Genomic DNA, 13,598 nt, shown 5'->3' on the forward strand with positions numbered 1-13,598 from the left:
GCCAGCACAACGTCTCCGCTTTTGGTGGGTTCCTCTTGGCTCCTGCATCGAAATCCTCCCTTACCACTGCACCACCCGGCACACGCCTTACGAATCCGTGTGGTGCGCGTGGGATGCAGCGGCGCATGGCTATCGCTACTACACGCCGGACAAGGTCTATGTGGGCCGTCACGGCCGCGTGGTCCGCTACGAGCCCGGGCAGGACCTGAGCACCGTGGCGCCGGGGCAGATCTATCGCATCACGCTCACCAGCACGCTCACGAAGCGCAAGCCGATGGGCGATGCGCGCGCCATCCTGGCCGCCCACCCGGAATTGGCCGGCGGCCAGGCACGCATCGATTACTGACGCCCTGACGACGCTGCGGTGCCGCCATCGGCCTTTCGGCGCGGCCACATGCGGTACACCCAGTCCGACATGAAGTAGCAAAGCAGGCCGCCGATGAACACGCCCATGGGCGTCGTGCGGCCAACCCAGAACAAACCGATGGTGACCACCGCGAGCATGAGCGTGCTGATGGCTGTGACGACCGCCGGCAGCACGGAGGTGATTTCGACATCAGTCTCGCCGACGGCCTCGACGCCCTCGCCTTCCACGATCAGTCGGTCCCGCGCCAACGCGGGGTCGTACCCGCTGATCACGACGTGCCCGCGCCGCGCGCCCAGCCGTGCCGCACGCACCCGCGCTCCGAGCATCGTCAGCACCATCGACAGCGTCATGGTGAGCACCGCCCAGCCCATGCCCACCACCGCCATCAGCGGCGTCGATGCGCGTACTTGAGTGCGCAGGATATGGAGCGCAATGGCCCAGCAGATGACGACGCCCACCAGGAAAGCGCCGCCAACCACAATGAAGGCGATATACGCCTTCCGGCGCGGTTTGCTCGAAGCGTCGCGTTGCATGACGGGCTCCTGACCAGCAAGAAAAGCGATCCGTCGATTCTGGCAGCGGCCCGCACGCACGGTGCCTCCGAGAAATCGTGCGGCTGGTCCGGCTGTTGTCAAACGATGCGTCACGCACCGTAGGCCCGGGAGGGCTGGCGTAGCGTGCCAGGGAGCCTGCGGGGGAAGCGCGTCGCGCACTTTCACGCCGGCAAAGGCGCCCGCTCATATGACGTAAGCCCCGGCGCCCATGCCTTTTCAGCATAAGGACTACGGTTTTGGCTATTGCGCCGCAAACCCATGCCCACGCTTTTGCCATGCCCAATGGCAGGAACCCGACAATCGTCGCAAGAAAGCGCGCACGCCCCATAAGCCAACGCGCTATCGTTTTCGCAGGCCCTTGAGCAGCGGCGCCCTACGAAAAGCCGGACAACTGCCCAAGTCTTGAAGACATACCCTAGCGAGGCGGATCACCGCCTCTGTTTCCACGATGTGTACGCGCATGGATCTGCGACAGCTTCGCTATTTCGTCACGGTTGCCACGACCGAGAACATCGCTCAAGCGTCTGAACGCCTGCATATTTCAGCCTCACCGCTGAGCCGGCAGATCATCCGCCTGGAGGAAGCGCTGGGTGTGGTGCTGTTCGAGCGCGAGCGCAAGCGCCTCAAGCTGACGGAGGCGGGACGCAGGCTGCTCACCGAGGCCCGGGCTTTGCTTCAGCAGGCCGATACGCTGGCACGGCGCATCGTCCAGCCCGACACCAGCCAGGCCCAGGCCGACCCGCAAGTCGAAGCCCGCACGGCGATGACATTCGCCTATACGCAGTCGTCGCTTATGCCGGGCATGCCCGCGGCACTGCAGCGCGTGGTGAGGGCCCTGTCGACAACGGCCCCCGGCATGCGTGCCGACATGCTCGTGATGGCCCCGGAGCGTATCGTCGCCAACGTCATGCGCGGCGTGTTGCACGCCGGCCTGATCGCGGGCTACGTCCCCGTGCATGACGGTCTGGACCAGGTGTCGGTCGCCTATGAGCGCGTGACGCTGGTGGTCTCGATCAACCATTGGCTGGCCCGCCAGAACGTAGTGGACGCCTGGCAGCTGGACAACGTGCCCATTGCGCTGGACACCGCGTTGCAGGATGGCCTGTTCGGTGCACTGACTCACTGGTGCGGGCGGCATGGCGCCACGCCGGGGCCGCTGTTGATCACCCCCGACGCTGCCGGCGCCAGCGACCTGGCTGCCAGCGGCATCGCCGTGACACTGCAGGTGGGCCAGGCACACACCGCCCTGCCGCCCGACCTGGTGCGCGTGCAACTGGCGTGGGACGCGCCGCAGATCCACACCGCCCTCGTGTACCCGAAGGCCGATTGCCATCCGGTCGTGAGTGCCGTGGTGTCAGCCCTGAGCGGCACACACAGCCCCGGCGCACCGGCCCCGCAGTCGAAGCTCTTGTCCGTGCCGGGCCTCGGTGTGCTGACGGACACGGGCACGCCCGTGCCGCCGGCGCCCGCCCGTATCGAGCTTCCTTCGAACACGCCATGCGGAAGCACCGTGCTTCCCGACGATCACCTGAACTTCCTGCACTCCATGCTGGCCTGAGCCGGCACCTTGTCCGTGCCCGCTATCCGTAGCAGGCGGCCTTCACCAGTTGCACGCGCGTGGTCACGCCAAACAAGGCGCGCAGGCGGCGCAGGTGGTAGTCGACGTTGTGCGTGGTGAGTTCGAGCAGCTGGGCGATCTCGCGATCGGTCATCCCCTTGATGAGGCAATCCAGGATGCGCTGCTGCACCGGCGAGAGATGCGGATCGCCGGGCAGCGGTCGACTCGGCACCAGCTCGTAGGCGGTCAGATACTCATGGACGGCCATGCCGAGTGCCAGCGCCTGCCCGATCACGGCGTCAGAAATCCAGCGCCGGTTGCGGTTGCTGGAATGAAAGCGCACCACCACACGCGCCCGCCCCTCCGGGGCCGGCCAGCAATACGTCACGCCGCTGGACACGCCAAAGGCCGCGCAGTCCAGCAGATACGCCTGCATGCGCGCGAGGCCCGGGGTGCGATCCGTCCACGCAGCAAGGTCATCGGCATCCCACACCAGCGGTGTGCCGCTGGCCAGGCACCGCTTGAGGCACGGATCGATCTCGTGGTAACGCTGCGAGAAATAGCGATGGATCCAGTCAGGCTTGCCGTACGTGGTGAGGCTGGAGAGCACTTCCACCGTGCCGGAAATCATGCGCGCGACGCTGTACTCGAAGCTGTCGAAGCCGATGCTGGTCAGCACCTCCTGCACCTTCTGGCGGCGCTGATACGGCTGCATGCTGGCGGCCAGCTGCGCGGCGAGCTGCGGCGCATGGACGGCCAGCGTGTGCGGCGGCTGGCGCGTGATGATCTTCTGGTCGTCGAACAACAGAACGCCGCCCAGCGTGCGCATGTGCACGGCATCATGCAGCCCGGCGGTGGCCGACTGGGGCGTGAAGTAGGAAGCTCCGGCGTTGTCGCTGGCACTCGTCATGGTGGGTTCCCGGAAAAACCGCAATGGCTCTGCGTAGTCTTGTGGTTGCCTATGCCGCTGTCCATTGCCGAATGAGAACGAGATCGGACGCGTGCGGTCCGATGTTCCGCTCAGTGCCCAAGGCAGCGCACGCAAGTCCCGCGTCCGCAACTGACGAGCATGACCTGCCGCCCGGCGGTGCAACCTGCGGACGATGTCATCGGGCGTGTGGACAACGGCGACGGCGTGGGCGCTGGCATGGGCGCTGCAGCGGCCTGCACGCGCCGCGACGGCTCCGCCAGCGGGATCGGCTGCACGCGTGCGGGGGCAACGTCGATCGGCGGCACGCCCGCTTGCGCGTTGGCCACCACGCGGCTCACGTAGCCTTCTCGGTACCCCACGCTGAAGCCTCCCGAGTAGTAGCAGGACAGCGCATGCCGCAAGGCTTGCTGTTCGATGGCCGTGCTGCGCGTGGCCCGCGTGAAGCACTCGCCCAGGATGCGCTGGCTGGCGGCCAGATTCCGGCACGGGTCGAGCACCGTGGCGGTGGTCTCGCCCAGGCGGGCAAGGTTGCGCCGGTTGATCTGCGCAAGGCCCAGGCTGAAGTCGTAGCCGCGCTGCTCAAGCATCTGAATGGTCGCCTGCGCTTCTTCCATCGACACCGGTTGCCGCGCGAGCCGCGCGCCCACCACGCCGATCGCGTAGGGGTTGTAGCCGGACTCGGTTCGCACGAGCGCCGCCAGCGTCATCACATCCACGCGCGGTGCGCACTGCTGTGCCACCTGTGCAAACTCCGCGGCGGAAAGCGCGGGGCCCGCATGTGCCGGGCCGGCGGCAAACGCCACCACGGACATCAGCACGCCGAAAAAGACACGAAACCGCATGGCTGCCCCTTCCGTGTTGACGGTTCAGTGGTACGACAGCACCAGCCCGTGGATCAGCACGGCCCAGCCGTCCAGCATGACAAACAGCAGCAGCTTGAACGGCACCGAAATCGTCGTCGGTGAGATCATCTGCATGCCCAGCGCCAGCAGCACGTTGGCCACCAGCAGATCGACGATGACGAAGACGATGTAGACCACAAAGCCGATCTGGAACGCCTTGGTGAGTTCGGTCAGCGTGAAGCTCGGCACCAGCACCGTCAGGTCATCAGCCTGCAGGTTCTGGGCACGCCCGCTGGGCCAGATGTTGGTGGCGGATTTCAGGAAGAAATTGCGCTCGCGCTCCTGCGTGTGCTTCTGCAGGAAAGCCTTGATGGGCGGCACACCCGCGTCAACGATGGCCATGACGTCGTCCACGCTGAACTGCGCGCCGGAATTGAAGTTGCGGCCCTTCAGGTTGTTGACCATGTCGCCGCCCACGGGGGCCATGATGAACAGCGTCAGGATCAGCGCAATGCCATTGAGCACGAGGTTGGGCGGCACCTGCTGGATGCCCAGCGCATTGCGCGTGAGCCCGAAGACGATCACCAGCTTGGTGTAGCACGTCACCATGAGCGCCGCGAACGGGATCAGCCCGATCGCGACGATCATCGCGATCATCGGTACGGGATTCGGCAGGCTAGGCATGGTCGGGCGTGTCGTGCACGAAGGCGGCGACGCGCACGGCGAGCCGGTTGCCGACGGCCACCAGTTGGCCGCTGCCGACCAGGGTGCCGTTGGCGCGGATCTGCACGGTCGTGTGGTTCAGCGGCTGCTCCAGCTCGATGACCTGCCCTGGCGCCAGATTGCGCAGCACGTGCAGCGGCAGCGCCTGCTCGGCCAGTTCGAACGTGGTCAGCACCTCGATGTCGTCAAACGAGGCCACCGGGGCGCCTGCTGTGGCCGCACCGGGCAAGCCCTTGGCCTGCACCGGTTTGGCGGGGTTCCTGTCATCGGGCATGTCGCGCTCCGTGTGGCGGACGGCGTCCACCATGATTTGTTTGCCGAGGGCATGCGCGGCGATGCCCAGCGTGGGAATGCCCGGCACCGTGCCGACGCACTCCAGCGCTGCACCGCGCGAAGTCCATTTCTCGATGGCGATGATGTCGCCCTTGGCCACGCCACGCAGTTCGGAGGCGCGCAGCTGCGTCTGCCCGATCGAGAAACGCACACCGATCGCCAGGCGTTCCATCCATTGCGGGGCGCGGTTCGCGGTGTTCGCAGGCGCGTCGCGGTGCGCTTCTGCACTGGTCACTTCCTCCAATGCCTGCTGCCAACGCTGCCAGCCGGCAAGGTCATCCATGGCGATGGCGCCGCTGCCGCGTGTGGCGCCGTCGTCGGTGCCGACGGTAAAGCCCACGGCGTGCTGCATGAGCCATGCAGTGGTCGGGCGCATGGTGGCGTCGGGCTGCCAGCGCACCGGCTGGCGCAACTGCGTCTCGACCGCGCGCGACACGTTGCCCAGCGCATCGGCCGCCAGCGCGCAGAAGATGGCATGCGGCACGTCGGGCTGCACGCCGTCATCGGCCAGGCGCGTGGCCAATGCCACGTCCGCCAGCAGCCAGCCTTCATGCTTGCCCACCGCAAAACGCAATGCATGCCAACCCGGCAGCGGCGCATCCGGCTGCGTTGCCGCATCCGCGCCCAGCGGCGTCCAGCGCAACCGCCAACGCTCGGTACCAACCTGCACCAGCGGCAGCGGCACGTCGCCATGCGCCTGCACGTACGCCCACGACTGGGCCCGCGCAACGCCGCTGTCCAGGCGCAGGAGTCCTTCGGCCTGCGCGAGGTCAGTGACCGACACGGGCATCTCTCGCTTCACGTTCTTTCGCGGCTCGCGGCTCGTTGGGAGGGTGGCTGGAAAACGGAGCCACTGTAGTGCCGATGCCCCCCCACGCCCGCTACTCGTTCTCGTAGCCGTCGCAAATCCCACCTGCTGCCGTTACGTGAGTTCGGACGCGGCGCCGCGAAGGGCCGCTCTTACACTGGGCTCGCCTTGCAGCACGCCCGCACCGCATGTGCGGGACAGCGTTCTTCAAAGCACTGCTGCCCCGTCGTGCCCTGCACGCCGCCAACAGATAAGGAAGGTTAGGAAGGCCATGCCGAGCATCCCCAACGCGCAGGAAGCCCTCGCCAAACTGCGGTCCGACCCGGGCCATGCTGCGTTTGCCAGCGGCCTGCTGCGCTATGACCTGCTCATCGCGCTGTTCATCGGCTCCGTGGTGGCGCTGTTCGTGCTGCCGCTGCCCACGGTCGTGCTCGACGGGCTCATCTCGCTCAACCTGGCGGCGAGCGTGATCCTGCTGACGATCTCGATCTACCTGCCCTCGGCGCTGGCGTTCTCTTCTTTTCCGTCGCTGCTGCTGTTTACGACGCTGTTCCGGCTCTCGCTGAACATCGCCTCGTGCAAGCTGATCCTGCTGCAGGCCAACGCCGGCCACGTGATCGACACGTTCGGCAAGCTGGTGGTGGGCGGCAACGTTGTGGTGGGCGGCGTGGTGTTCACCGTCATCGCGATCGTGCAGTTCGTGGTCATTGCCAAGGGTTCGGAACGTGTGGCGGAGGTGGGCGCGCGCTTCACGCTCGATGCCATGCCCGGCAAGCAGATGAGCATCGACGCCGACCTGCGCGCCGGCATCATCACGTCCGATCAGGCCAAGCACCGCCGCGAACTGCTCGAACAGGAATCGCAATTGCACGGCGCCATGGACGGCGCGATGAAGTTCGTCAAGGGCGATGCCATTGCCGGCATCCTCATCGCCGTGATCAACATCCTGGCCGGCATTGCAGTGGGCGCGCTCATGCATGACATGTCGGTGGCCGATGCGCTGCACCGCTATGCCGTGCTCACCGTCGGCGACGGCATGGCCTCGCAGATTCCCTCGCTGATGGTGTCGATTGCGGCGGGGGTGGTCACCACGCGCGTGTCGTCGCGCGAGATGAACGACCGCCACCTCGGGCAGTTGATCGGTGCGCAGATCGCCGCACACCCGCGTGGCCTGCTGATGGGCGCCCTGGTGCTGTTTGCGTTTGTGCTCGTGCCCGGCATGCCGAAGTGGGCATTCCTGTCGCTGGCCTTGCTGGCGGGTGCAAGCGCGATCCACTTCCTGCGCGAGCGCCAAGCGCCGCCGATGCTGAATTTGCTGTCGGTCGGCGCCGAGGGCGTTGGCGCGCAGCCGGGCCGCCCCGAAGAAGTGTCTGCGGCGGCGGGCATTGCCGCGCCGGTGGCCGTGCGCCTTGCCGAGAACCTGCGCAAGGACATCAAGCTGGTGCCGCTGCAGAACGCGCTGGCCCGCTCCAAAGCGGCCGTGGAAGACGACATCGGCCTGGTGTTTCCGCGCGTGCACCTGACCTACAGCGCGCAGACGCTCCCCAATCACTACCGCATCTACGTGCAGGACGTGTTTGCCTCAGAGGGCACGCTGCAGGTCGCGCATCGCCTCTGGACGGAGGCCGCGCCGCCCGCCGGCGTGGACGCAGAAAGCACCGCAGCGTTCGGTCCGTTCACCCACGCGTGGTGGATGACGATGCCGGCATCGCAGGCTGATGAGACCGCCAAGGCTGCATGGGGCCAGGCGCTCGAGCCCGAGCAGGTTGTGGCGCGGCACGTGGAAGCCGTGATCCGCCGCCACGCTGCCCAGATGGTCGGCATTCAGGAAGTGCAGAACATGCTGCAGCTCGTGCGCCGCGACCGCGCCGAGCTGGTCGGCGAACTGACGCGCCTCGTGCCGCTGCAGCGCGTGACCGACGTCCTGCGCCGCCTGCTGGACGAAGGCATCCCCATCCGCAACCTGAACACGATCCTCGAAAGCCTCATCGCCCGCTCGCCGCATGAGCCCGACGACGTGACCATGCTGGTGGAACTGGTGCGCATGGACCTGCGCCGGCAGATCACCGATCACTTCTGCGGGCCTGACCGCTCGCTGCACGTCGTGCTGTTCGAGCAGAGCCTGCAGGAGCGCATTGAAGATGCGGTGGTGCGCACCAAGCAGGGCAACCTGCTCGGGCTCTCGCGCGAGGTCCGCACCAACATTGCCGACCAGGTCCAGAACGTGACCGAAGCGGTGCGCCACGGCGAGGCAACGGCGGGCCAGCCGCGCACCGCCATCATGGTCGCGATGACGTGCCGCGCCTATGTGCGCCGCCTGATCGAAGCGACTCTGCCCGACCTGCCGGTCGTCTCTCTGCAGGAAATCGAAGCCGACGTGCAGCTGCACACCGTCGGCTGGGTGCGCAACCCGCCCGAGGATCGCCCCAAGGCCGACCCTGCGGCCGCCGCGGGAGCCACCGCATGATGAACGCCGCCACCGTGATCGAGATCACGCGCCACGCGCTCACGCTCGTGCTGGTGCTGTCGCTGCCGGTGATTCTGGTGGCTGGCATCTCGGCGTTGCTGATCGCTGTGCTGCAGGCCGTCACGCAAATCCAGGACCAGAGCATCGGCCTCACGGTGCGGATGATCGCCGTGATGGTGACCGTGCTGCTCATGGCCGGATGGGCCGGCCAGGAACTGCTGCGCTATGCCGGCGGTGCATTGGAACTCGTTTTGACGGGCCGTCCCGGCCTGCTTTGAGCACGCAGTCTTCATCCACCTTTCTTGAGCACCTCTTCGTGAACCCGCACCGTCTCCTGTGCCTCGCCGCACTGCTGGCCTGCTGTACCGTCGACTTGTCCTCCTCGGCTGCTGCGGCCGAGCTGCACTGGCGCAATCGCCCTTACCAGATCGTGGCCGAGAACAAGCGGCTGACGGACTTCCTGCGCGAGCTGGCCGCCGCGCAGGGCGTCACGGCCGTGGTCGACAGCAAGATTGACGCGACGATCAGCGGACGCTTCTCCGGCTCGCCCGCCAGCACGCTCAACACGGTGTGCGCCACCTACGGGCTCACCTGGTATTACGACGGCTCGTTCCTCTACATCGATCGCGCAGAAGAGGCACAGACGCAGGTCTTTCCCATCCCGAAAGGCAGCGCCGAGCAGGTCGGCCAGGTGCTGCAGTCGATGCAGATCACGGACAAACGTTTTCCGCTCCTGGTAAGCGACAAGGACAGCACGGTGTATGTGTCCGGCCCGCGCCGCTATGTCGAACTGGTCAAGCAATCCATCTCCAGCGTGGGCGATGGCGCGCATTCGGGCGAGCGCGCGGAGATTCGCGCCTTTCCGCTCAAATACGCATGGGCGACGGACTTCCAGGTCAACCGCTCGGGCCGCTCGGTGACCGTGCCTGGCATTGCCACCATCCTGCGGCGCCTCTACGGGCAAGGGTCGAGCACGTCGAGCACCAGCGCGGCGCCGCGCCTGGGCAGTGCCACGCGGCAGGTCAAGCTCGGCCAGGGCGCCATGCTCAGCATCCCGCGCATCGACACCAGCAATTACACGGAGCCCCCTGCCGATTCCGGCCCGCCGCTGCTGGCGTCGAACGGCCCGGGGCCGGACCTGCCGCGCATCGAACCAGACCCCGGCATCAACTCGGTAGTGATTCGCGACCTGCCCGAGCGGCTGGCGCAGTATCAGAAGGTGATCTCGTCGCTCGACATCCGCCCGCGTCTGGTGGAAATCAGCCTGACCATCATCGACATCAGCGCCGATTCGCTCGACAGCCTCGGTGTGGATTGGCGCCTGCACACCACGCACGGCGACTTCCAATCGGGCAACGGGCAGAACCCGCCGCTCACCTTCAGCGTGGGCAGCACCGAGCAGGGCTCGACCGGACCAAGCACGCCCAACGGCATTGCGCTCACCGCGTCCATTGGCGGCAGCCTGCGCAACTACCTGCTCGCGCGCATCAACGCCCTGACGCAGAACGGCAACGCCCAGACGCAGGCCAAACCGAAGGTGCTGGCGCTCGACAACACCGAGGCCATTCTGGAAAACCTCACGCAGTTCTACATCCCGGTCAGCGGCTTTCAGGATTCGTCGCTCTATACGGTGCAGGCCGGCACCAGCGTGAAGGTGACACCGCTGGTGGTGGATGAAAACGGCAACAAGAGCGTGATGCTCAGCATCAGCATCGACGACGGCAACGTCACGCAAGACACCGTGCAGAACCTGCCGGTGATCCAGCAGCGCGCCATCGTCACGCAGGCCATGGTGGAGGAAGGCAAGAGCCTGCTGATTGCCGGCTTCAACGCCGACGAGCAGCGCTTCACCAAGAGCGGTGTGCCGCTGCTGTCGGACATCCCCATCCTGGGCAACCTGTTCAAGTACACGACCAAGTCTGGCAAGCACATGGAGCGCTTCTATCTGCTGACGCCTCGGCTGGCCACCACGCCGTTCGCGGAGGCGGATGTGCCCGCCTTCCCGCAGCCGATGGAAGGCCCGAATGCGCCCCGCCCGCTGCCGGTGCCGAGCAGCGATGCGCCAGCCGCCCCATCGGCGCCTCCGTCACCCACATCGCCGGCGGCAGATCAACCCGCCACGCAGGCGCCGCGCCCCGTCGCCACTCTGCTGAAGACGCCGTATGCAACCGACCGCCTCGCTGCCTAAATCGCCGTGGAGCCTGCGCTTCCTGAGCGGGCCGCTGTATGGGCGCTCGATGCCGCTCAAGCGCGGGCAGAACTGGGTCGGCTCATCGGCCGATTGCGATGTGATCCTGCCGGACCGCGCCGTGGCAGGCCGCCACCTGTGCCTGGAGGTGGGCGACATTGCCGTGGCCGTGCGCAATGTGGCAGACACGCCGGCAGGTGCGGAAGCCACGCCCGTGCAACTGGGCGGCACGCCGCTGCCGCAGGGCGTGCGGCGCACGCTGTCACCCAGCGATGCGGTGGACCTCGGGCCCATCCGCTTTGGTGTCGAGCGCATCGGCGCCCCGCAACGGCGGTGCCGGAACCGCCTGCGCCCGCACGCGAACGGGGCGTGCGCTGGCTGATCGACATGGCGGGTGTGGGGCGCTTTCTGCGCGGACGTGGTTCCCGCGCGGCGCCCGCGCTGGTGGCGCTGTGGTGCGTGCTGGCCATGATCACGCTGCTGGCGGCGGTGCTGGCCATTCGCGGCGAGTTCCGCTTTCGCAGCGGATCCACCACCGATCGCATCGCGCAGATTCAGCAGGCGCTGGGCAATCCACGTGAAATCGTAGTGGCCCCGATGAGCGATGGCACGTATCAAGCAAGTGGGTACGTCGAAACGCAGGCCGACCGAAAGACCATCGGCGAGCGCGCCGCGCGTATCCCCAAGCTCACGCTGGGCGAGATCTATGTGGTGGGCGATCTGCTGGCCACGGCGCAGCAGTTCGTGAGCGACGGCCGACTCAAAGTGGAATACGCCGGACACGGCCGCGTGGTCGTGTCGGGCGAGACAAACGATTACCGGGTGCGCGACCACCTGCGCGTGTTTGCGCGGGACGCACGCCCCGCCATCGAGGTCGTGGACAACGTGCAGTACAAGGACGGCGGCCCCGTCGAGGTGGGCCAGAACGTGGACATCGCCAAGAACAGCATCGTGGGCGTGTATGCCGATGAAGACGGCATGCGCTTTGTCACCACGCGCGACGGGCAGCATTACTTCGAGGGGTCCCGCATGCCCGACGGCGACGTGATCCGGCAGATCTCCACCACGGGGGTGACGTTCGACCACGGCGGTACGGCGTTTGTGCGGCCGATCCAGGGCGGGGGTGTGGATTTGCAGGCGGCGAGCACGCCGGCTGCGTCGGACGCTGCTGCCAGTGCGGTCAATACAGCCGGCGCGCCCGGGCTGGTGTCTGCTTCAGCACCGGCAGTAGCCCCCACACCATGACGCCAATCGCCAACGCCTTTCGAACCCTTTGTGCGCTCGTGCCGGCCCGCCGGCATGGCAAGCAACCGTTGCCTCTCACGAGGCGCCTTTCCCCCTAGACCGACCTGGAGAAAACCATGGCATTCGATGTGAACATCGGCAACACCACCAACACCGCGGCGGCTTCGAGCCAGGACACCATCAACCAGATGCAGGAGAACAACAAGATCCAGATGCAGCTCGCCAAGGTGAGCAGCGACGGACAGTTGACCACCATGCTGTGCACCACGCAGGAGCACAACGCGGAAAACCTCAAGCAACTGGCGTCCGAGGGCTCGCGTCCCCAGTAACACACAAAGGGAGGACCGTACTGCTGCGTCCTCCCTTTGTTTCGGGACGTCGCCCTTTTTTCTTCCGGGGGCCATCCCATTCCTCATCAGGAGAAAACACCATGTCGACTGAAATCGCGGCCGCGGCAATGGCGCCCAGCATCAATGCCCCTGCTCCACCTGCGCAGGCCGCCGCACACACCGCGCCCAACCGGGCGGCCGACGTGCAGCAGTTCGACGCCATGATGGCCAACGCGGCCATGTCGAACGCTTCCGCCCATGCCAGCGCGCCCGTATCAAGCTCCGGCGTGATGGTCGAGCTGCGTCGTTACGGCAAGGACGTGGCAAACCGCTACGCCGATCTGGAAGACAAGATCACGCAGGTGCATCGCGCCTCGCAAAGCGGCGACATCATGCAGATGAGCGCTGCGAATACCGAGGCCAGCCTGCTGATCGCATCCACCACCGCCGACCTGCAGATGAACTACGGCCTCGCCAACGCCGCCAACGGCACCCTGAAATCGCTGCTGCACAACTCCAGTCAATGATGATGGCAATCCCTACCGGCTCGGCCCGCTGGCTGCGCTTTGGGCTGGCATGCGCCGCCGCCCTTCTCCTCTGCAGCTGCGACAAGGAGCTCGTCTCCAACCTCGGCGAGCCGCAGGCCAACGAAGTGCTGTCCGCCCTGAGCAACGCCGGCATCGGCGCGCGCAAGGAAGCCGTGGACGAGCACGGCTGGCAGGTGCTGGTCGACGACTCCGACATGGGGCAGGCGCTGGACGTGCTGCGTGCACAAGGCCTGCCGCGCGAACCGCTGGCACGCCTGGGCGAGATCTTCCGCAAGCAGGGTCTGGTCGCGACCCCGGCAGAGGAGCGCGTGCGCTATCTCTACGGCATGTCGGAAGAGCTTTCGCGCACGCTGCAGGCCATGGATGGTGTGGTCACCGCACGTGTGCACGTGGTGATTCCCGAGAACGATCCGCTGTCCGACAAGGTGCGGCCTTCCTCCGCGGCGGTCTACATCAAGTACCGCGACGGCGTGAACCTGCGCGCCATGACGCCGATGGTCAAAGACCTCGTCGCGCACAGCATCGAGGGGCTGAATTACGACAACGTCTCGCTCGTGCTGCAAGGTACCGATCTGGGCGCCAACGAACGCCGCTCGCGCGCAGCCACGTCGCCCTATCTGCTGATCAATGCGCGCAATCCGTTGGTCTGGCTGGTGGGCGTGCTGATCGTGCTGGGCGTGTTGGCGGCGCTGGCCACGGCATTGC

At 66.5% G+C, this 13,598-nt stretch carries 15 protein-coding genes; 10 read left to right on the forward strand and 5 right to left on the reverse strand.

Annotation, left to right across the window (positions count from 1 at the left end; genetic code table 11):
* Positions 1-97: 97 nt before the first annotated feature.
* Positions 98-346: a hypothetical protein gene (locus FUT88_RS15045; protein WP_147216302.1), complete on the forward strand. Its 249-nt coding sequence runs from the start codon at positions 98-100 to the stop codon at positions 344-346.
* Here FUT88_RS15045 and FUT88_RS15050 read toward each other — a convergent pair.
* On the reverse strand, positions 340-900 hold the full coding sequence (locus tag FUT88_RS15050) for a hypothetical protein (protein WP_147216304.1): 561 nt from the start codon (positions 898-900) through the stop codon (positions 340-342). The genes FUT88_RS15045 and FUT88_RS15050 overlap by 7 nt on opposite strands.
* 481 nt (positions 901-1,381) lie before the next feature.
* Here FUT88_RS15050 and FUT88_RS15055 point away from each other — a divergent pair, with 481 nt between their 5' ends.
* The gene (locus FUT88_RS15055; protein WP_147216305.1) at positions 1,382-2,479 is read left to right on the forward strand and encodes a LysR family transcriptional regulator; all 1,098 of its coding nucleotides are present in this window, start codon (positions 1,382-1,384) and stop codon (positions 2,477-2,479) included.
* 22 nt (positions 2,480-2,501) lie between these two features.
* Here the strand turns inward: FUT88_RS15055 and FUT88_RS15060 are convergent, their stop codons facing one another.
* From FUT88_RS15060 to sctQ, 4 genes are all read right to left on the reverse strand, one after another.
* Positions 2,502-3,389, reverse strand: coding sequence for a helix-turn-helix transcriptional regulator (locus FUT88_RS15060; protein WP_147216307.1), 888 nt, complete (start codon positions 3,387-3,389; stop codon positions 2,502-2,504).
* A gap of 110 nt (positions 3,390-3,499) precedes the next feature.
* Positions 3,500-4,252 (reverse strand): lytic transglycosylase domain-containing protein, encoded by a 753-nt coding sequence (locus FUT88_RS15065; RefSeq protein WP_147216308.1) that lies wholly within the window; start codon positions 4,250-4,252, stop codon positions 3,500-3,502.
* 24 nt (positions 4,253-4,276) lie between these two features.
* A complete protein-coding gene (gene sctR / locus FUT88_RS15070; RefSeq protein ID WP_065854284.1) occupies positions 4,277-4,936 on the reverse strand; it encodes a type III secretion system export apparatus subunit SctR in 660 nt (219 codons plus the stop codon).
* On the reverse strand, positions 4,929-6,092 hold the full coding sequence (gene sctQ, locus FUT88_RS15075; RefSeq protein ID WP_186829316.1) for a type III secretion system cytoplasmic ring protein SctQ: 1,164 nt from the start codon (positions 6,090-6,092) through the stop codon (positions 4,929-4,931). The genes sctR and sctQ overlap by 8 nt, the downstream gene beginning before the upstream one ends.
* 295 nt (positions 6,093-6,387) lie before the next feature.
* Here sctQ and sctV point away from each other — a divergent pair, with 295 nt between their 5' ends.
* From sctV to sctJ, 8 genes are all read left to right on the forward strand, one after another.
* Positions 6,388-8,583: a type III secretion system export apparatus subunit SctV gene (sctV, locus tag FUT88_RS15080; RefSeq protein ID WP_147216311.1), complete on the forward strand. Its 2,196-nt coding sequence runs from the start codon at positions 6,388-6,390 to the stop codon at positions 8,581-8,583.
* Entirely contained in the window at positions 8,583-8,861 is a 279-nt protein-coding gene (locus FUT88_RS15085) for an EscS/YscS/HrcS family type III secretion system export apparatus protein (RefSeq protein WP_027679288.1), read from the forward strand. The genes sctV and FUT88_RS15085 overlap by 1 nt, the downstream gene beginning before the upstream one ends.
* A 38-nt stretch (positions 8,862-8,899) precedes the next feature.
* Positions 8,900-10,771: a type III secretion system outer membrane ring subunit SctC gene (gene sctC / locus FUT88_RS15090; RefSeq protein ID WP_261797177.1), complete on the forward strand. Its 1,872-nt coding sequence runs from the start codon at positions 8,900-8,902 to the stop codon at positions 10,769-10,771.
* The gene (locus tag FUT88_RS15095) at positions 10,746-11,153 is read left to right on the forward strand and encodes an FHA domain-containing protein (RefSeq protein WP_147216314.1); all 408 of its coding nucleotides are present in this window, start codon (positions 10,746-10,748) and stop codon (positions 11,151-11,153) included. The genes sctC and FUT88_RS15095 overlap by 26 nt, the downstream gene beginning before the upstream one ends.
* The gene (locus tag FUT88_RS15100) at positions 11,141-12,016 is read left to right on the forward strand and encodes a hypothetical protein (RefSeq protein WP_147216316.1); all 876 of its coding nucleotides are present in this window, start codon (positions 11,141-11,143) and stop codon (positions 12,014-12,016) included. Before FUT88_RS15095 ends, FUT88_RS15100 begins: the two co-directional genes overlap by 13 nt.
* Before the next feature lie 116 nt (positions 12,017-12,132).
* Positions 12,133-12,345: a hypothetical protein gene (locus FUT88_RS15105; RefSeq protein ID WP_147216318.1), complete on the forward strand. Its 213-nt coding sequence runs from the start codon at positions 12,133-12,135 to the stop codon at positions 12,343-12,345.
* 101 nt (positions 12,346-12,446) lie between these two features.
* Positions 12,447-12,872, forward strand: coding sequence for a hypothetical protein (locus tag FUT88_RS15110; RefSeq protein WP_147216320.1), 426 nt, complete (start codon positions 12,447-12,449; stop codon positions 12,870-12,872).
* A gap of 2 nt (positions 12,873-12,874) precedes the next feature.
* Positions 12,875-13,598: type III secretion system inner membrane ring lipoprotein SctJ (gene sctJ / locus FUT88_RS15115; RefSeq protein ID WP_261797178.1), on the forward strand; the 724-nt coding region annotated here is incomplete at its 3' end.

Source organism: Ralstonia sp. TCR112, assembly GCF_007997035.1.
GTDB lineage: Bacteria > Pseudomonadota > Gammaproteobacteria > Burkholderiales > Burkholderiaceae > Ralstonia > Ralstonia edaphi.

Excerpts from the sequence above, each read along its gene's own strand:
- sctR (WP_065854284.1), bottom strand. The coding sequence starts at position 4,936 with ATGCCTAGCCTGCCGAATCCCGTACCGATGATCGCGATGATCGTCGCG.
- FUT88_RS15110 (WP_147216320.1), top strand. The coding sequence starts at position 12,447 with ATGTCGACTGAAATCGCGGCCGCGGCAATGGCGCCCAGCATCAATGCC.
- FUT88_RS15060 (WP_147216307.1), bottom strand. The coding sequence starts at position 3,389 with ATGACGAGTGCCAGCGACAACGCCGGAGCTTCCTACTTCACGCCCCAG.
- FUT88_RS15055 (WP_147216305.1), top strand. The coding sequence starts at position 1,382 with ATGGATCTGCGACAGCTTCGCTATTTCGTCACGGTTGCCACGACCGAG.
- FUT88_RS15050 (WP_147216304.1), bottom strand. The coding sequence starts at position 900 with ATGCAACGCGACGCTTCGAGCAAACCGCGCCGGAAGGCGTATATCGCC.
- FUT88_RS15095 (WP_147216314.1), top strand. The coding sequence starts at position 10,746 with ATGCAACCGACCGCCTCGCTGCCTAAATCGCCGTGGAGCCTGCGCTTC.
- FUT88_RS15065 (WP_147216308.1), bottom strand. The coding sequence starts at position 4,252 with ATGCGGTTTCGTGTCTTTTTCGGCGTGCTGATGTCCGTGGTGGCGTTT.
- FUT88_RS15085 (WP_027679288.1), top strand. The coding sequence starts at position 8,583 with ATGAACGCCGCCACCGTGATCGAGATCACGCGCCACGCGCTCACGCTC.
- sctV (WP_147216311.1), top strand. The coding sequence starts at position 6,388 with ATGCCGAGCATCCCCAACGCGCAGGAAGCCCTCGCCAAACTGCGGTCC.
- FUT88_RS15105 (WP_147216318.1), top strand. The coding sequence starts at position 12,133 with ATGGCATTCGATGTGAACATCGGCAACACCACCAACACCGCGGCGGCT.